General features: G+C 49.9%; 14 protein-coding genes and 1 pseudogene. 8 read left to right on the top strand and 7 right to left on the bottom strand.

All coding sequences use genetic code 11. The annotated features are described in order from the left end of the window. Positions 1-89: 89 nt before the first annotated feature. The gene (locus tag PJI16_05685) at positions 90-3,521 is read left to right on the top strand and encodes an amylo-alpha-1,6-glucosidase (GenBank protein ID MDT3777049.1); all 3,432 of its coding nucleotides are present in this window, start codon (positions 90-92) and stop codon (positions 3,519-3,521) included. Between the two features lie 768 nt (positions 3,522-4,289). Here the strand turns inward: PJI16_05685 and PJI16_05680 are convergent. The 3 genes and pseudogenes from PJI16_05680 to PJI16_05670 all read right to left on the bottom strand — a co-directional run bounded on the left by PJI16_05680 (position 4,290) and on the right by PJI16_05670 (position 4,936). Continuing rightward, a complete protein-coding gene (locus tag PJI16_05680; GenBank protein MDT3777048.1) occupies positions 4,290-4,442 on the bottom strand; it encodes an addiction module protein in 153 nt (50 codons plus the stop codon). Positions 4,443-4,463: 21 nt separating this feature from the next. Then, entirely contained in the window at positions 4,464-4,730 is a 267-nt protein-coding gene (locus tag PJI16_05675; GenBank protein ID MDT3777047.1) for a type II toxin-antitoxin system HicA family toxin, read from the bottom strand. Beyond that, a pseudogene (locus PJI16_05670) lies at positions 4,730-4,936 on the bottom strand (type II toxin-antitoxin system HicB family antitoxin). Before PJI16_05670 ends, PJI16_05675 begins: the two are co-directional and overlap by 1 nt. Positions 4,937-5,279: 343 nt before the next feature. Here PJI16_05670 and PJI16_05665 point away from each other — a divergent pair. Continuing rightward, positions 5,280-5,714, top strand: a complete 435-nt coding sequence (locus PJI16_05665) for a hypothetical protein (protein MDT3777046.1) — start codon at positions 5,280-5,282, stop codon at positions 5,712-5,714. A gap of 248 nt (positions 5,715-5,962) precedes the next feature. Next, on the top strand, positions 5,963-6,982 hold the full coding sequence (locus PJI16_05660; protein ID MDT3777045.1) for an adenosine deaminase: 1,020 nt from the start codon (positions 5,963-5,965) through the stop codon (positions 6,980-6,982). A gap of 138 nt (positions 6,983-7,120) precedes the next feature. On the opposite strand, the gene hpt is transcribed toward PJI16_05660, so the two are convergent. Together hpt and PJI16_05650 are read right to left on the bottom strand one after the other, a co-directional pair. Beyond that, positions 7,121-7,666, bottom strand: coding sequence for a hypoxanthine phosphoribosyltransferase (hpt, locus tag PJI16_05655; GenBank protein ID MDT3777044.1), 546 nt, complete (start codon positions 7,664-7,666; stop codon positions 7,121-7,123). 202 nt (positions 7,667-7,868) lie between these two features. Next, entirely contained in the window at positions 7,869-9,467 is a 1,599-nt protein-coding gene (locus PJI16_05650; GenBank protein ID MDT3777043.1) for an alkaline phosphatase family protein, read from the bottom strand. Between the two features lie 295 nt (positions 9,468-9,762). On the opposite strand from PJI16_05650, the gene PJI16_05645 reads away from it, so the two are divergent. From PJI16_05645 to PJI16_05630, 4 genes are all read left to right on the top strand, one after another. Then, positions 9,763-11,016 carry a glycosyltransferase gene (locus PJI16_05645; protein MDT3777042.1) on the top strand — a complete coding sequence of 418 codons (1,254 nt, stop codon included), beginning with the start codon at positions 9,763-9,765 and terminating at the stop codon, positions 11,014-11,016. A gap of 10 nt (positions 11,017-11,026) precedes the next feature. Further along, positions 11,027-11,926 carry a glycosyltransferase gene (locus tag PJI16_05640; GenBank protein ID MDT3777041.1) on the top strand — a complete coding sequence of 300 codons (900 nt, stop codon included), beginning with the start codon at positions 11,027-11,029 and terminating at the stop codon, positions 11,924-11,926. A gap of 611 nt (positions 11,927-12,537) precedes the next feature. After that, positions 12,538-13,164 (top strand): hypothetical protein, encoded by a 627-nt coding sequence (locus tag PJI16_05635; GenBank protein MDT3777040.1) that lies wholly within the window; start codon positions 12,538-12,540, stop codon positions 13,162-13,164. Positions 13,165-13,558: 394 nt separating this feature from the next. After that, positions 13,559-14,701: a glycosyltransferase family 4 protein gene (locus PJI16_05630; GenBank protein MDT3777039.1), complete on the top strand. Its 1,143-nt coding sequence runs from the start codon at positions 13,559-13,561 to the stop codon at positions 14,699-14,701. A gap of 153 nt (positions 14,702-14,854) precedes the next feature. Here the strand turns inward: PJI16_05630 and PJI16_05625 are convergent, their stop codons facing one another. Both PJI16_05625 and PJI16_05620 read right to left on the bottom strand, forming a co-directional pair. Then, positions 14,855-16,306 carry an SPASM domain-containing protein gene (locus PJI16_05625; GenBank protein ID MDT3777038.1) on the bottom strand — a complete coding sequence of 484 codons (1,452 nt, stop codon included), beginning with the start codon at positions 16,304-16,306 and terminating at the stop codon, positions 14,855-14,857. A 480-nt stretch (positions 16,307-16,786) separates the two neighbouring features. Beyond that, positions 16,787-17,155 (bottom strand): hypothetical protein, encoded by a 369-nt coding sequence (locus PJI16_05620; protein MDT3777037.1) that lies wholly within the window; start codon positions 17,153-17,155, stop codon positions 16,787-16,789. 767 nt (positions 17,156-17,922) lie between these two features. Here PJI16_05620 and PJI16_05615 point away from each other — a divergent pair. After that, positions 17,923-18,909, top strand: coding sequence for a TonB family protein (locus PJI16_05615; GenBank protein MDT3777036.1), 987 nt, complete (start codon positions 17,923-17,925; stop codon positions 18,907-18,909). Positions 18,910-19,197: the final 288 nt, after the last annotated feature.

The raw sequence follows: 19,197 nt of genomic DNA, 5'->3' as shown, positions 1-19,197 counted from the left end.
ACTTCTGAATTATTCTACGCAGTCATCAGAGTCAGTGCGATCCTTTTCGTCTCGAACGCCTGTTTGCGTCAGAACCATCGGGAGACACTATGTCGACATTTCGATCACGGTATGAGCTTGAAACGCTTGAGTTAGCCAACTCAAGCGGCCTGGTCTTTGAATTTTTTCGGAACAGCGGGTTATTCCGCGCGATGTGTGATGATGTGATGATTAATCAGATACTGGGCAACCCGCTTGAAGGATCATTGAACAATATCTATGTACGCCTCCGCACAGCTGATTCGATCACGTTTGTCCCGCTGACCGGACCCTCATCACCCGGTACCTTCGCGTACTCCCAACACCAGGCCAAATGGCAAGGGCACTGGCAGGATCTGACTTATACGTGTTCACTGACGCTCCACCCGGAGGCCACTCTCTGGTTTTGGACCATTGATATTCACAATACCGCCTCGACGGATCGTCTTTGCGATGTGATCTATACCCAGGATATCGGCCTGGCCCACGAAGGGGCGGTCCGGAACAATGAAGCCTATTGCAGCCACTACATTGATCATCATGTTCTGACCCACCACCAATACGGACCCGTCGTGTGTTCACGCCAGAATCAGGCCTGCGGAGATCACCATCCCTGGTTGATGCAGGGGAGTACCACTCATACCAGAGGCTTCGTGACCGATGGTCTGGCCTTTTATGGATTGGCGTATAAACACACCAATATCCCGGTTGGACTCACCCAGGATTGCCTTGTGAGCGTCAAAGAGCAATACGAAATGGCCTTCTGCGGTCTGCAATCCGATATCCTCCGGATTGCTCCCGGCGAATCCCGATCGGTCACATTTTACGCAGAATATGTCCCCCACCATCCGGATCCCACCCAGGCCAGTGATGCCGGCCGTATTCCTCTCGCGATAACCCGCATCGAACGATTACAAGCTCAATCACCCCATCGCGCGTTCACGCCACAACCAGCCGCCGACACGATCTTGCACAATCTGACAATGGTGACCGGACAGGATGTAACCGACGACGAGGTCCAAGCCCTATACCCGGATCGACGACGCCATGAGGAAGTCCAAGACGGAAGGTTGTTGTCGTTTTTCTATGCGGATGCCACTCATGTGGTGTTACAAGCCAAGGAGCAGCTCGTCGAACGCCAACACGGCCATATCTTACGCAGCGGGAGCGCCATGCTTCCGCAGGACGATGGGCTGAGTTCCACCACGCACATGGCCGGTATCTTTCACTCCCATCTCACCATTGGCAACACGTCGTTTAACAAACTGTTGTCTATTACGAGAACTCCCTTCAACATCTTCAAAACGAGCGGTCTGCGCATTTTGATCAAGCGAGGCGCCACTTTTCATCTTCTCGGGATGCCCTCGTGTTATGAAATCGGCTTACACTCCTGCCGATGGCGTTACAAAACCGATCAGGGATGGATTGTGGTCGATGCCTGGGTCAGCCCAGAAGACGCCGCCGCGTTTGTGAGTATCGGGTCCGATCAGGCCGAGACTTTTGTCATCCTCGGCAATCTGGTTTTAGGCAACCATGAACTGGATCATCAAGGCCATATCGATATCGACGCCCAAACCGCCACCGCCAGCTTGCGGCCACATGCCAGTACAGATATGGCTCAACGATATCCGGATACCGTTTTCTACATCACCACGCCGGAACCAGCCAAGATCGAACACATGGGAACAGATGAAGAATTATTTCCCGATCACCAGTCCCGTGGACTCCCCTATCTCACATTTCGTACCAAACCGGTGCAGACGTTTTCGTTGGCGTTCACAGGTTCCATCATTAACGCCGAGCAGGCAAAGACATTATGTAAGATATATCAAGCACAGCCGGCTCATCTGCAGCAGGACCAACAGGCCGGCTGGTCATTTTGGCAATCACTAGGCAGACAATTTCACCTCTCACTCCCTAAGACGAATCCGCTGTGCGACAAACTCAATGACATTTTTTACTGGTACCTCCACAATGCCATGGTGCACCTCACGATTCCCCATGGTCTCGAACAATTTTCCGGTGCCGCATGGGGTGTCCGCGATGTCTGCCAAGGCCCGCTCGAACTCCTGTTGGCCACCCAACACCATCCTGAAGCGAAGCACATCCTGTTAACGGTCTTTGCCCAGCAATATGAGAAGACGGCTGATTGGCCACAGTGGTTTATGTTTGACCGGTTCGCCAACATCCAGCATCCGGAGAGCCATGGTGACATCATCCTTTGGCCCTTAAAAGCGCTGGCGATGTATCTCGAAGCCAGCAATGATTTCAGCATCCTGGATATTGAGCTGCCCTATACCGAGATACCCACGTTTGTTCGCAGTTCCACCAGATCGACTCTGCTACGCCATGTTCAGCGCACGATTGACGCCATCGAATCCCGCTTTATCCCCGGTACGGCGCTATCAGCCTACGGCGCGGGGGATTGGGACGATACCCTTCAACCTGCTCAATCCGCCATGCGCGAGCATATGGTCAGCACCTGGACGGTCGCCTTAACCTATCAAGTGTTTCAACAATTGGGCACCGCCTTCAGGCAGGCCGCGCTCCATCCCGATGAACAAAAGCTACTCCAGTTAGCCTGGCGCATCAAAGCAGATTTCAATCAGCATCTCCTCTCGGATGAGGTCGTGAGCGGATTCGGCTATCGCCACCCCGATGGCTGGATAGAACCCATCATCCACCCGAGCGATACGCGCACGAAGATTCACTACCGGCTCCTGCCGATGACCCGCACCATGATTGGCGAGTTATTTACTCCTGAGCAAATGCAGGATCACCTTCGGCTCATTGATTCCCACCTAACCTTTCCGGACGGTGTTCGCCTCATGAATAAACCGGTGTCCTACCAAGGCGGGGTGCGAGTGCTTTTCCGCCGGGCTGAAGAGTCGGCTCATTTCGGGCGTGAGATCGGGTTGCAATATGTCCATGCCCACATTCGCTATATCGAAGCGATGTGCAAAATCGGACAACCACAAAAAGCCTATGACGCGATCCTGCACATTCTACCGATCACTATTGAGGACCAGGTATCCAATGCGGTCACACGGCAGAGCAATACCTATTTCAGTAGCTCGGATGCGGATGTGCGTGATCGGTATGAGGCTGAACAGCTATGGGATGCATTGCGGGCGGGCCAGGTTCCTGTGAAAGGAGGTTGGCGCATCTACTCCAGCGGACCCGGTATCTTGATCAATCAAATCGTCAGCCATTTTTTGGGCTTGAGACTGTCGTATGACGATGTCGTCATCGATCCCGTCCTGCCTAAGCAACTGGATGGATTACAATTCACCTTTGCCATCGATGAAAAACCCATCACCATGATCTTCTCAATTGCCAGCGATGCACCGGCTTCTGTGCATTCCGTCACCATCAATGGAATCGAAATGGAATTTAGACGCGACCATAATCCCTACCGCCCCGGTGGGGTTCGAATCCCACGCGCAGTGGTTTACCCCCTCCTGACCGACGGCCCCAATCGCATTCTCATTAGCCTAGGCTAAAGTGTTTTCCCGCGAAGACTGCCGGCGTCGCCGGCCGTCTGCTGAAACGGCCACCGCATTCACGAAGAGACCCGCATAGTCTTGCTTCTTGCAGACTTCAACGACATGCATTCCCCCGCCTGGTGCAAACGGGAACGTCGTCTTCTCCACGTTTGCCGAAGAACACGTCTTGTACCCTGTCGCTGGAATATAGCGCGCCGAACGGCACGCCAGATGCGTTACGTCATAGAGCGTCGCCTGGTCAGCGAGCTCCCAGCGCCTATTTTCGTTCTGGTCGGGAATCAAGAGCATCCTTCCGCGAGTTAGCAACCACATAGAATCTTGCTGTAAAGCGGTTCGCACTTTGAGCACTCTAAGATTGTCGCCGTCTCACGGCCCGCCGATGCGCCGTCGCTTCGTCGCGGTGGTTAGGCACCAAGTCGCTGGTTGATGTAGGTCGGGTCCTGATAGCCATGGATGACCGCGAGTACCTGTACGGTTTGCTCGTCAAAAGTGTAGAACAAAGGTAGGGAAACTTGTGTATGACCGCCCTTCGGATGTGCGGCTCTACTTCCTGATACAGAAATGGATTCGGTAGAATTCGGTCGCAGGCAAGTTAAATTTCGTCCAAAAATCGCCTGCCAAGACCGTCCTGCTTTTCCTCATAGGAGAGGTAGCCGTGAAGAATGTCTACCTCCGCCTCCTTGGTAACGATGAGCTTGCCGCTCATCCGTTCAAAATGCGGCGTTTAACGCCTTCCCACGGCGATCCAGCGCCTGGATTCGCCCGCTAGGCAGCCAGCCGTTTTCGGAGGAGCTGCCGTGTGGCATCAGTCAGTTCGATCTGCTCTGGACATTCGGCGATGCTGTCCCAGATTTCTGTAACCAGTTGAATACGTTCCGGAACTGACAATTCAAGGGCATCAGTAGCAGTGATTTTCATGACTTGAAAATAGCACAATACTCAAAAATGTGCCAGGTAATGGCGCCCACAAGCTACCCTGGCATCTACTGGAATCCACGCTTGAGCCGAGGGCCGCAGGCCACTTGGTTCGAGCCACGCATGCTGAGGTCCTCGCGCGCCTTCAGAATGGTCAGGGATGGAAAGAGTTGCGAGATGGCCGGGTTTGGTCATAAAAATGAGGCTCCCGCGTTGAGGGGCGACTTCCCAGCCCAGTCTTTGAAAGGTTTTGACAATTGCAGTAGGACAGAGAACAGGGACCGGTGGCATTACACTGTGACTTCAATCTCGCGCGTTGTCACAGTCAACGGCATCCCTTTCTCGGATCGCACCTCCATGCACTAATTGATGGCCTCATGAATATTTTCCTGGGCTTCTTCTTCAGTTTTGCCCTGACTCATGCAGCCTGGAATGGCGGGGCAGTCGGCAATATACACACCTTCTTCATCTCGTGTAATCGTTATGATAAATTTCATCGATTTACCCCCTGCCACTAATATATATCCGACATCCCGAAATAAAAAGCAAATTTTGACCGCCCCAAACACATTCTCATCAGCGTAGGCTATATCAAGTACCCACAATGATGAGTTATTCGTCAACAATAGACCTGGCACCAACTATTGTTTGATGGGCCACACATTGGGAGTCCGACAGAACTACAAGACTTGGGGTGGAAATGACTGGTACAACAACCGGCATCCCGTCTTTTTATGTCGTTGACTTCACCTCACTCAGTATGCGATTTTTTTTTAGCAGTCCGCATGTTCAATTTGTTTCGGAGGAACCAATTTTTAATCTTATTGATTAAGGAACATCATGGTGGTGAAAAGATTTTTGCAGTCTTTCTCCTTGCCGGGTACAGCTCCTCTCTTAATGACCTGTGTCTTGTTGCTCGATTGGGACGTTGGACAAGCGGCAGACACGGCCTCCCCCGAAACGCAACAATCTCCCATAGTTCCCCTGCAGGGCTATGCCCCTCCCGGCTATAATCCGCCGCAGCCAGGGTACGAATACGTTCCCAACCCCCAGTATAATGGCTATAGTACCTTTGACTATGATTACGGAGGGCCGACCTACATTCAACGGAAAGCTCAAGCTCCCTACGTGACGGAATATGGGGGTCCCCTTCTAGAGGAATGGCAGTATTCCGGTGGCTACCAAGGAGCATTAGACCGCGGAGAAATCCACTATCAACCCGGGTCCGGGGACAACGGTCAAATGGCTACTTCCAATCAAGTCAGAGGACAATGACCGAGCAGGTTTTGTCGAACACTTAGAATGAGAGTCAAAAAACCTATCCAGTCTTGCCACATCTACAACCCCTTCTTTTAATAATTCCTGATCTCATGGCCAGGATGGAATAGCTCAAGGATCTGTCATTCCGATCCGAAAATTTCCCAAAACCCTTAACTGAAAAGACCTTCTGAGTTCCAATGATGTGTGGTAATTTGGGAAAATCATTTTCCCGAATGGACCACGCCCCAATTACAGGTTGATCCATGAATCAGAACGACCTCGAACAATGGATTGTCGATCTTCCCAAAGTCGAACTTCACCTCCATATTGAAGGGACCCTCGAACCCGAGTTGATGTTCGATCTCGCGAAGCGTAACGGCCTCTCTCTTCCCTTTGCGACAAGTGTGGAGTTGAAGCGGGCTTACAACTTTCAAGATCTGCAGTCCTTCTTAAATATTTACTATGAAGGTTCGCAGGTTTTACGACAGGAACGTGATTTCTTTGATCTGACCTGGGCCTACCTTACACGCGTGGTGAAGGAACATGTCCGCCACGTGGAAATCTTTTTTGATCCCCAGGCGCATATGAACCGTGGGATAGCCCTTCACACCGTCATTTCAGGTATTCACGCCGCACTCGAACAGGCTCGCACCGAGTTGCAGATCTCCTCCAAACTGATCCCCTGTTTCCTTCGTGATCTCCCTCCCGATTCTGCCAGGCAGACTCTGGAAATGATGCTGGATTATCGAGACTGGGTATCGGCCGTGGGGCTGGACTCTTCCGAGAAGGAGCGTCCCCCCGAGCTTTTTCAGGACGTCTTCGATCGCGCACGGACCGAAGGATTGCTAACCGTGGCTCATGCCGGAGAGGAAGGCCCTCCGGAATATATTTGGCAGGCCCTCGAGCTACTCAAAGTCGTCCGCATCGACCACGGCATTCGTTGTGTTGAGGATGAATCCCTCGTTCAGCATCTGGTTCACACCCAAATTCCTCTCACGGTTTGCCCTCTCTCAAATGTGAAACTCCAAGTGTTCCCCTCACTGGATCGGCATAATTTAAAGCTGCTTCTCCAACGAGGTTTATGCGTGTCGATCCATTCCGATGATCCCGCCTACTTTGGTGGGTACATTACCGATAATTATCTTGCCGCTCAGCGCGCGCTCAATCTCCAGCCAACCGATATCCTTCAATTGGCCAAGAATGCCGTGAAGGCCAGCTTCCTGTCAGACACAGAAAAGGAAAAACTCATTGGTGAAATTCAGGACCATGCCACAAGGCTGTAGCATTCCCATTTTTAATATCCCCTATTGGAGGTTTTCTCCAAAGGATTGGGTCGTAGGAACTCAGTTCTGATCGTTTGGATCTTTTCCTACTGGGCGGGACTCATTTTTCAGAGCTTTTCTTTCTCGGTGAGATCAATTTCATTGGGATTCCCGGCCTTCCCGCTCAACTGCCGCTAAATAGGGTAAAGCCCGACCTGCACCTCCTAGGTCCAAGCCATACCCGATTACCCAGACATCCGGAATCTCAAATCCAACGTAATCGACCCTGAGAGCCACCTGATGGCGGCTTGGCTTATCCAAGAGGGTACAGAAACGCACCCAGGCCGGGTGCTGTTGTTTCAGATGTTCATGCACCGCGTGCAATGAGAACCCCGAATCGAAAATATCATCGACGACCACTACCACTTCATTGGTGATTTGAGGGAGTTCCTCCCTCAGAAAGCTGACTGCCCCGCTGGCCTCATTGGTCTCACCATAGTGTGAAACCTTTAAAAATTCGACTTGTGGCTCGATACCGTGGTGTGAAAGATGCCGCACGAGATCGGCCAGGAAGACAAAGCTCCCTGTCAGCAATCCAAGTAGGATGGGCTGTCGAGTTGGCAGATCGGTTGCGATCAGTTTGGCTAATTCGCCAACCCGCGTCTCAATAGTTTTCTCATCAATCAGAACAGAATGGGGAAGCATGAAGTCCCTTCTATCAATTCGTGTGCTGAAATTCTTGACTATTCTACACAGTCACTGCAAGCACAGAAGGGGAAAAACCTACCTGTTAACCACCTGGGACCGAGCCACTCAGACAAACGTACCCTTGGCTACCCAAGAAGTCCGAAACAGGAGATCGAGACTGCGAGATGGAAGAACATTTCTTTGCGCTATGGCGTTGTATTCAGGCGTCTCGACGGAAAGATGCTTGGGGAGTGGGAATGGGCATTAGAAGTTCCTCAATCGGCTGGCCATCAACATCAGGAAGGGAGACATTGAGCAACTGTGCAATCGTGGGGGCATAATCCATAAGGGACACCGTTCGATCGACAGTTCCCGGTTGAATAGATGGTCCGAAGGCCAGGAACATGCCCCCCGCTCGGTGATGCCCTGTACGGGGATGCCAGAAATTTGTCGAGATTTTCCCGAATTTTTCTGAAAAAACCGCAGGAATTGGATCTTCTTCATACCATTCCACCAGGAGGTCGGGCAGATGAGCAAGGTTCTCACCGGAATAATGATCGGCTGTGCGAATAATTCGCTGGATCACCGGCTTTCCTGTCTTGACGTTGATGATCCCTAACAAATCCTTTTCGAGCTCCATACAAAATTGTTGATAGTCCGGCCCCGGCTGGACCTTGCCTTCGGGTTCCCGGCCAACCAGATTCACTCTGATCCCGGCATGGGAAGGCGTGTCATGAATGGAAAAGCACTTGCTCGCCGCTCGATCCACCAGTGGGCCAGAGTCTGCGGACAGTTTATGAGAAAGAGGATATATTATGGGCGCAAGAAATTTCTGCACGCTCGATGGGATCTTCTGCCACATTCGGTACAGGAAGGCGAGTGATCTTCGTTGAAGAAGAGAGCCTGTGACATTTTTCGCCGGTATTCTTGGCGGCACAGCCACCTTTAACTGAAGCAGGAATTTCTCCATGAATCCATATGGAATATTCGTCTGCCCCATACCATGGCTGACAAAAACGATCACCGTGGTTTCTTCGTCAATATCCTTGAGAATTTCTCCAATGGCCGTGTCGATGGCTTTATAAACATCCTTGATCGGATCCCCAACGATCCTGGCAAGATCCGCATCATGCCATTGATGGGTAGGATCGTGTACATGCCAGTACTGATGACCAATACAGTGACTTTCGGTGAAAACCTGGGCAAACAAATCCCAATTATCTTGTTGCAAAAAATGTTTCGTGACCGCAGTCTTTCTGGCGACCCCATTGATAAGAGTATCCCGAAAGGCCGCAACTCCAGCCGCATCCCGTTTTGCATCACAGTCTCCCTGGATAGGATGAGAGCACGGTGGACCAAAGCGTTGTTCCACCTCAGCAGCCAGCGAGGGTGGCCACGTCATAAATCCGGAATGTGCATCGTGGGCGCCATATTCAACCAATTGAATCCCGTTGAGATTGTGCGACAGGGCAGTCAGAGGAATATCAAGGATGGCTACCCTTCGCCCTGCCCGGCTTAGATGGTTCCAAAAAGGTTCACGTTTAACGCTTTCTCCTGCATACGTGGGATGCAGCTCATACGTTCCCGGCTGAAGCTGGTGTAGGGAATGAATTCCGTGCTTACCCGGGTTGACGCCGGTATACCATGTGGGCCACGTCGAACCGACAAAAAGCCCTGGGGTGCTCGTGGTGGCTCCCACCAAACTTTTTGCGAAGAGGGCTTGCAGGGTCGGCAGGGTTCCATCTTTCGCCCATCGTTTTAATAAATCTCTCGATCCCGCATCAATACCCAGCAACACAACTTTTTGGTCTTTTTCCAACGGATTACTCCTCAGAAATTCAACCGCAGAATTTCTACACCATGCAATGAGAAGAGGTTTGAAGTTGTCACAAAATTTTCAATACGATGGTTCAGTTCCCGCTCGTCTGACCGAGACGGCCTAAAGACATTAATTGAAAAAATGCGAAATATCAAACCATTCCTGGATAATAGTAGAAGCCTGCGTTTGGAATGGACCGTAAAGTATTGGGGTACCGGGAAGACGCTGGTAGTTTCTCGCCAGGGCAGCTTAAACGGATTTCTCTATTAGCCAATGGAAGGTAGGTAGGGTTGCGATGCGTTTGGCATACGTTATTGATTCCTGCTCATGGGTGACGACCTTTACGATCAATGAAATGGTAGAGATTCAGCGTGCAGGCCATCAAATAATTCTGGCGCCTCTTTATTCAGGCGGGCCCTCTCCTACTCATTATGGAAAAGCTGAGCATGTGAAACCTGAAGCCGTCCTGCCTGACTCTCCGTTTGACCTCCATGTCGTAGGCTTAGCCCTTTTGATGCTCCTGAAGCGTCCCTGGCGCGTCTTGAAAACTCTTGCTGCCCTTCATTGGGCTGCAGGGCTAAACCCTTATGCGCATATCAGTAATGCCATATGGACCCCCAAAGCTCTGGCCACGGCATGGCGCCTGGAAAAGATGAACGTAGACCGGATCCATGCACCGTTTGCCACCCGGTCAGCCACCTGCGCCGGTATAGCGGGACGTGTCAGTGAGATTCCTTTCTCATTCACCGCCCATGCTTACGATATTTACTGCACCTCGCTTCAACTGCGTAACGACACGCTCAGATGGAAGATTCGCCATGCAACCCAGGTGTTTGGCATAAGCGAAGATGGGATTCGCCTCCTCCGCCGGATGGCACCTGATTGTCCCCACATACACCTTGTTCATGTGGGAATCCCATTGACATTATTTACTCAGAGACCTGCTCCTCCTCACCATGGAGTTCTTCAGCTTTTATGCGTGGCCAGCTTTGTTGAAAAGAAAGGCTTGGATACGCTCCTTGATGCCTGCAAGGTGCTGTGTGAGAAAAACCTCAAATTTTATTTGCGCTTATTTGGTAATGGCCCGTTAAAACCAATGTTGGAGCAGCAAATTTCCGATTTGGGCTTACTTGACAAGGTTTCACTTGGCGGTCCCATCACACAGAACGAAGTGTTGGAGCAAATGACAAAGAGTCATCTTATTGTCATGCCATGCCGTAAAGATGGCACAGGGAATATGGATGGGATCCCGACTGTTTTTATGGAGGCCATGGCCGTCGGACGCCCCGTGATCAGTTGCCCCATTGGAGGCATATCAGAGCTCGTGCGGGATGGAGAAACAGGTAAATTGGTGCCTTCCAATGATCCACATGCCTTGGCTGCAGTAATTATGCAGCTTGGGGAAGACCAGACTCTTCGAAATCGCCTGGTCCAACAGGCTCGCGCCTTGGTCGAAAAACACCATGACATACGGACGACGGTAACCTTGATGCTTCGTCATATGAACCAGTCTCAAAAATGCGGTCAACAGAAGGGACAATGCGAGTAACGACAAGGGCATGTCCCTTGCAAAGACTGTCGCGCATGGTCCAATCATGATCCAGGTCTCCGTCATCGTACCCTTTTATAATTCCGAACGGTATATCCAGAGATGTGTCGAAGGATTACTTCAGCAAAGCTTCCTACGGGAGGCCTACGAACTGATCCTGATCGATAATAACTCTACGGATTCCTCTGCTGAAACGGTGAGACAATATCCCGGCATTCGATTGCTGACAGAACCGAAACAAGGCGCGTATGCGGCGAGGAATCGAGGGCTACAGGAAGCGAAGGGCGAAATCCTGGCCTTTATCGATGCGGATTGTGTCCCCGCTCACGATTGGTTGCAAAACATCATGATGGCAATGGAACAACCAAACCTCAGCATTGTTCTCGGTCAGAGAGAATATGGCGGGGACTCTCTGGTGCTGTCGATGTTTGCAGCGTACGAGGATGAAAAACATCATTACGTGTTCCATAGCAGGAAAAAAGAACTCTATTACGGGCATACGAACAATATGGCCGTAAAAAAACACCTGTTTGACGAGCTGGGTCCCTTCGTAGAGCGAGCCAGGGGAAGCGACACGGTCTTTGTTCGACAATCTGTCAATAAGTATTCTTGTGAGGTCGTTCGGTATTGCCCACAGATTCGAGTTCGGCATTTGGAAATTGAAACCCCAAAGAATCTGTACCAAAAGTTTTTCATTTATGGACGTAGCAGAAGAAGCCATCGACTTATTGTGGAGCAAGAACCGTTAAGTTATAAGGAACGGCTGCAGGTGTTTCGCAATGTCGTCCGTACCCGGCAGTACTCTTGGATGGAATCCATGATGTTCATTCTGTATCTCGGAATCGGCCTTGCTTACTGGAACCTGGGTGCAATCAGCCTTGTCAGGGAGGAGAAAGATCCAGTTGAATAAAGAAACATGGATGGATGGATGGCTGGCTGATGATTTTGAACAGCACAGTTACAGGAAGATTTTCTACCCATTCCATTAAATTTTTGGGGAATGTGGTTCACAACCAAGGCTTTCAACCATAAATTAATCCTAACGCCACACGAAGCCCCTCCTGTCAATTCGTCTGGTTCGGCCAACCGGTCCACCAATCCTCCTTATCCTTTTCAATTGTCTCCCCTTCCCTCCTCGATTTCTAAAACTTCGCACCAAAAGAAATAGCATCACCAGGGTAAAATTAATTGATAAGGGTACATGCGCGGAAAGAAGGTATAAAAAACACTCAATCCAGCTACGGAAAAATGTTGTTACCATTGATATACTCGGGGCTGGGAGCCCCATGCGTTTATTGCTCACGCAAGAATCAGATGAAGGGCGCTGAACCGATGATTTAGGCGGGCAGTGTAATTTCTGGAAAGTTTTCATGCCACTTGCAAACGATCTCTCACAGATATCAGCGTTTGTGAATGTTGCAACAACACCGAAGAATCACCCGCTGACTCGTCGAAAAGCCCTGTGGCATTCGACATGCACCTTCTAAGGTAACAATATCCATTGGAATTCCGGGCAACCACATGATGAAGGCGAAGGGAATCCCTGGTCTGCTGGCGATGGCCATCGCACTGTTGGCGGGATGCGCGGCAATGCCCCCTAAACATCAGGAGAATCTTTGCACAATTTTCGATCAATACCCCGAATGGTACGATGCGGCCAAAGAATCTCAGGACAGGTGGGGCACGCCGCCCCACATTCTCATGGCTTTCGTGAAACAGGAGTCGTCGTTTCGCCACGACGCGATGCCCCCATGGGATTGGTTTCTTTTCATTCCTCTCGGACGCCAATCGTCAGCGGAGGGCTATGCCCAGGCTAAAGATGAGACATGGGAAGAATATGAGGATGAGACCGATGGGTTCTTCCAAAGCCGGTCAACCATGGAGGACGCCCTGGACTTCATCGGCTGGTACAACCACAAAAGCAGCAGAGAGCTTGGTATTTCCAAATGGGATCCCAAGCACCTGTACCTGGCTTACCATGAAGGTCGTGGAGGCTATGCGCGGGGAAGCTACAAGAGAAAACCGAAGGTCGTGCACATTGCTAATCGTGTGGATTGGCAAGCCAAGGAGTATGGCGCTCAGTTACGCCAATGCGAACATCGGTTCAGGTGTCGACACTGGTATCAGTTCTGGCCATTCTGCAGTTGATGCTGAAGCTTCCGATCAGAGTAATAAGTTTCCATAATCCTGGTTTCGCCAACGAATTGATCAAAATCCAGTTACTTAGGTTTCTTATTGCTGATCCACACTTTTCAAACTTGTAGATAGAGCGTCAGATAGCAGTCCTTCACCTCGGACAAAGGCGACTTGAAGAGGCCTCGCATGGAACGTGTACTTTTTTTGCACATATGACCTCACAGTCAATTCCGGTATAAATATTACCGAGTTCAATACAAATACCAAACACCCTCATTTCCATTCCTACAAATCCATTCCAATCCCCCATTGCATGAAAACACCAGGCGACAGTGTGACTACAACCCTTCATTTATTTTATCCTACTTGGGCAATGTAAACGAACCATCCAGACTTTTCGACTAACATGAAAAAATTAACGGTTTTGTATGTCTATCTCGGTTTTTACCGTGATGCCGGAGGAGAACATTCTCCGCTGGGGCTGGCCGAAGAACTCGATCGAGAACGCTTCAGCTTTGAGATCGTCACCTTGATGCCGACCACCTCTGTCATTGGTGCTGCAGTACAGGCGACCGGTTGCAAAATCCATGAACTCGGGCTGGGCAAACCCCATCTCACAGACCCTGTCGGCATGATCAAAGTTATCCATGCCTATTATAAGACGTTCCGACGGCTCAAACCGGATATCGTTCAGACCCAATCAGGGTTTTGCAATATATGGGGCCGCCTGGCTGCCAAACTGGCCGGCATTCCTATTGTCATCACGACGGTCAATTTTGATGAACCCCCACCCCGATGGTTTCTGCGACCGTTTATGCATGCCATGCATCGCTGGCTGTCGACGAGCACAGCAGCCTACGTTTGCATTGCCAAACATTTGATGAAGGAACAGTTACGACCCTACGAATGGAGCCGTGCCGAAATCATCTACCAATTTTTCGATCTAAACCGCTTTCTTGGGGGCCGGCCTGATTTGCCGGAAGTTCGGGCTTTCTCGGATCCCGGCCGTCCAGTCCTCGGCATTGTCGGAAGGCTCGAACATGAAAAAGGCCATCAGGTGGCAATCGCAGCCATGAGGAAAATTGTCGATGCCGTACCCGGCGCTCGACTCAAAATCGTCGGAGCCGGCAGCTTGGAAAAAGAACTCAGGAATCAAGTTCAAGCCCTCCGACTCTCGGACCACGTCGAGTTCATGGGGCACCGTACTCAAATTTGCGAGATGATGTCCCACCTGGACCTCTTGTTGATCCCCTCTTACAACGAAGCGTTTGGCTTAGTCGTGTTAGAGTCGATTGCCGCCGGGGTACCATTATTGGGTAGTCGTAGCGGGGCGTTTCCAGAAATTCTTGAAAATGGGGAATACGGTATGTTGGTCGATCCATCTAATCCTGGCGCGTTGGCAGACGCTGCACTCGCGATCATCGCTAACCCGGCCCCAGCATTGGTTAAATTGAAAGAGGCTCGGGCACAGGTGCTCAAGCGATACACGAAAGAGGAAAGCGCCAGGCGACATGCCGGTCTTTATGCGCGTTTAGCCGAAAAACTTTAGGAGAAATTCCCTAAAATTCTTCCAACATGGAATAATAGGCTTCACTACTTCTTCTTCAGAGTTTGCTCCGATGGATTGATTGGCCATTCCATGACACCATGGAGGATAGTTGCCTTCTACCCCAGGTCGATAGCGTTGTCCTCGTTTACAGGATTACATGGGACAAGCATGTTGGACTGACCCACCCGTGTTAACACCAGCCATTGTAAAAATGAGCGCAAGGAGCAGATTATCTTTGAGCAATTCCCGTGTGATATGACACCGCTCCGTGTATCCCGCCGAAGCCGGGTCGCCGGTCGAGGAGGCACTCTTGGCATAGCAGTCTCCTGCACAATTATATTTTGCGATGCACCCCTGGCACTTCGGCATATCATGAACATTGAGTTTCCCTAAACGATCAATCGCTTCATGATCCAGAACGAATTCACCATCATCCTGATTCCACGCTCCATATTGGAACAACGTGGATCGAGGATCGGTAGGTTGAAGAACTTCGTTACATGAAGTCACAATTCCACGTGAGGTGACCAGGAAATTGCTCGCATCACTGGCTCCACAAAACGTCTCCCGGTGCTTCAGAGAAGCGGCTGAATAGTGCAGTTGGATTCCAAATCCGGCAGCCACCTGTCTTGCGGTGCGGAAGTTCTCAACGAACATCTGCGCATCAAGATGTGCAATCTGGTCCTTCAGGTTTGTCACTGTTGTGGCATCGAACACCGGTTCGAAGTGAAGACTTTTGCATTGTAGGTTCTCCCCGACAAACGCAACAAATTCCGCCAACGTCGCGCTACCTGCTGCAGTCACCGTCGATCGGATATCGTAGGTCCTCCCACGCATCTCAAGCCCCTTCATGGTGGCAATAATGCGATCGAAGGAACCCCCGCCTTTCGGCAGGACCCGATGCTCATTATGCACTTCCCGGACACCATCCAAAGAGAAGGTCAGGTGGGTGCAGTTTTCCGCAATGTAATCCAGCCGTGATTGGGCAAACACACCATTCGTGCTCAACGATATGGAGGGTACGAAATGATTGGCCCTGCACTGTTCTTTGTAGTATTCAATAATTTCCCGAAATATACCCCAACTGGCCGTGGCTTCCCCTTCTCCTAAAAACCTGATGGACGGATCCACATTTTGCACGTGTGCGTTCTGAACAATTAAATCAATGGCCCCTTTTGCTACGGGCAAGGGGATATCCAGATCTTCCAACCTCCCACCTTCCGCATAACAATACGTGCACCGCAAGGTGCACTTCTGAGTGTTGGAGAAGGTCGCGCTGGTGGGGGCCCATCGTGTGCTGGGCTTGACCAAGGTCCGCTGTGGGGTCTCGGGAATCTTGAACACGTTGCGTTCATTGAGATGGTCAATCAGCGTTTGCTCATTGGGTAACAACTCCTCTTGACGGAAATATTTCCTAACGGTCGACACACCAAATTCGTCAAGAATCATGCTGAAATTCGAAAGGGGACTGTAAAACAAGTATCCGTTGAGAAATGAAACAAGAAAGATATCTCCTGCTCCTTCTATTCGCTCTTCAATGAAATTCTCTAAAGTAGAAAGGCCATCTTTCCCGCGTTTTTCAGGCATGAGTAAGGTGGTTGGCATATGAGCTTTCCTTTAAATTAGGATTTCCTTTTGCTAGGGGCGCGAGTCGTACGTTTGGCATTCATTTTCGCACGGATTTCGTCTGCAATAGATACAAAATCCTCTATGCTCTTCAGCCTGTTCAGGTCCAATCCTTTTACCACTTCTCGAAAAACTGGATTGGACATCACTTCAAGGATGTCTGCGGGTTCGGGTTTGCTTTCACATGTACACTGAACATCATACGGACATACTGGCTTGTCTTGGCATGAACACCCGCCTCCCGGCTTGAGTTCACACCCACATTCATTATGTCCATATTGGGCGAGGACCTTGGCTAGAGCCACAATACCGAGGGGGTCAACGGCGCGAACCGGGTTATCAGGCATGGTTACCCCTTTCTATTTGGGAAATTTCAGATCCAGCGATGTCTCGCATAATCCCCTGATGATTTTTTCCATGCGCCTTTTTAAGGTAAGAGGAATCAATTTCAATCAAATATTAGGATTTTTTCTTCTCCGTGGAGCGAGTCGGAAGCCTGGACGAATTCATTTTTGTACGGATTTCGTCCACAATAGACAGGAAATCTTCTATGCTCTGGAGTTTCCTGATATCCATTCCTGCCACAACTTCACGAAAAACTGGATTGGATACCACCTCAAGAATATCTGTTTTGACGGGCTTCAATTGACAGGAACAGCCAGGTCCCGGCTTATCTTCGCAGGAACACCCAGGAGGTTTGTCCTGACAGGAACAGCCGGGTCCCGGCTTGCCTTCACATGAACAGTAGAGGGGCCCATGATTTACAAGGACGTCGGCGAGGGCAATAATACCGAGGGGATCAATGGCACGAACCGGTTTATCAGGCATACTTACCCCCTATTGAAAATAGATGGAACCCCTATTTCAGGTTAATGGCTATTGCTCATTATTCATGTGGTAATTTTTCAATGCGCCATTGTAAAGAACGGTCATAATTTGTCAATTTAAATAGTGCCCCTCCTTTCTCAGATTTCCCAAGTACTTCTAGATAGAGAATCAACAGAAAGGTACCCGTATTGGGGACACTATTTTCGTGATTAGTAAGATTTTTCTTTGCAGGGTCTTCGTATCATCAAATCAGTTGTTGAAGCTTCTCGACCGAACAACCAAGACACCGCATTCTCCTTTGGTAGCGAGAAAATTTTCATTGATTTATTTGAAACAGTATTGAACGTAAAACGCAGGATTCATAAGTATGTTCCGAAAAAGTCCGAGTTCTCGGAATCATATTGACAGCATCTGATACATAATGATATTTATTTTCAATATCAAAAAATTTCATACATTCATCCTAAATTAATAAAAACTACCTTTTACCATTAGATCTTAAATAAGAGGATTCTGTTATTTAGATATCACCAAGGCAGACAATCCCTCATTCATTGAAGGAATTAGAGGCTAGAAGCCCATGAGGCTAGAGCCCAAAGGTCCATATACCTTTGGGCTCTGCTTGTTTTAAGGCATTGGGCCTTGAGTGATAAGTGGGGAGAACGACAGTCAGCCGCGATGCTTTTCCTCCGTTCATCCTAGGGAAGAAGCATTGGGCAAAATCCCTATAGCCCTCTTCCTAATGGTTAAAGCATGAAAGTCAGAGCATGCTTAAAGCCACTTGGGTTGCTGAGAAGCCGTTTTCCAATCAAATTCGGCAACCTGCCAAGCACCATTCCTATAAGCGCTTCAGATTCTCTCAGGCGCTTGCAGGTTCTTTTATTTTGCACGCCCTGTTCTTATCTATTTGTTATTCTGTGGCCTTTCAAGCCAGCGAACCAAAAAAAGAAATGGAACTTTCCACCTTTCGTTGGAATGTTTCACTGACCACCGCTCCCATCCCGGAGCCTGTGACATCCGATACCCCGTCTCCCTTTCTTTCAGCGCCACCTCAAGAAACCGTGGTAGCCCATTCTGAATCCTCGCACCACTTGACGCCTAACGCGTCAAGCAAACACTCACGCTCAACATTAGAAGACGGTCGGAAGAAGCTTTCGACAGAACTATCCGTCCAATCCAAAACGATCGCCTTCCCCTTAACCGAATTCCCTGTCAAACAATCTCTGAATACCGAAAAACAGGCCCGACCACCATCAAAAACAACCACCGCACACTCTCAACCATCGACTCAAGAGCAGATCAACACGGTGCCTTTTACCCATGGCCAAACCGCAAAATTACCGCCACCGGTTAAAAGAGTCGTAGACCGGGCTGAGCGAGTAATGCAACCGAGTGCCCAGAGAGAACCGAAGATAATTCATCGGACACGGGTATTTCACCCACCGATTCAGAGACGGGAGACACGCCCCGATTATGGGTGGTTAATCACAGATCTGAGGAAAACGTTAGAACGATTAAAGTTCTACCCCGAAATTGCACGGTTAAATAAATGGGAGGGAAAAGTCCTGGTCCAGATGAAAGTCCTTGAAGGTGGTCATCTGATCGACATGGAAATCCAGGAAAGTTCGGGGTTTGAGGTGCTCGACCAAACCGCGTTGACGATCGTACGTCAGGCATCCCCGCTGGATTTGGGTCACCCTCTTACGTCAAACAGTGTCAGTTTATCCGTACCTCTGACTTTTCAATTGGATTGACGAGTCTTTTTTAGCGATCCGGGGTGAATGTATCCATCGAGGCCTTTCATCATCAAATGGCACCGACTGGTGAGCAAGCGAAGGCAACAAAACAAAGGGATACCTTCAACCTCGAGGATTGGACATCAGTGTCAATACAATTCATTAAAAAACATTGGTCGGACATGTCCGGTTTTTCCACGTTCATACGTCTAATCCTAGTATGACGATATCTTCATTATTAAATAAATATCCTCAGTTGCGGTGTTGGGCATGATTGACGCGTTTTCCTTTCATGGACGAGTCGAA

Origin of the sequence: Nitrospira sp. MA-1 (assembly GCA_032139905.1) — a bacterium.
In the GTDB taxonomy this organism is placed as follows: Bacteria; Nitrospirota; Nitrospiria; order Nitrospirales; family UBA8639; genus Nitrospira_E.
This window is presented reverse-complemented; position numbering and strand designations above follow the sequence as displayed.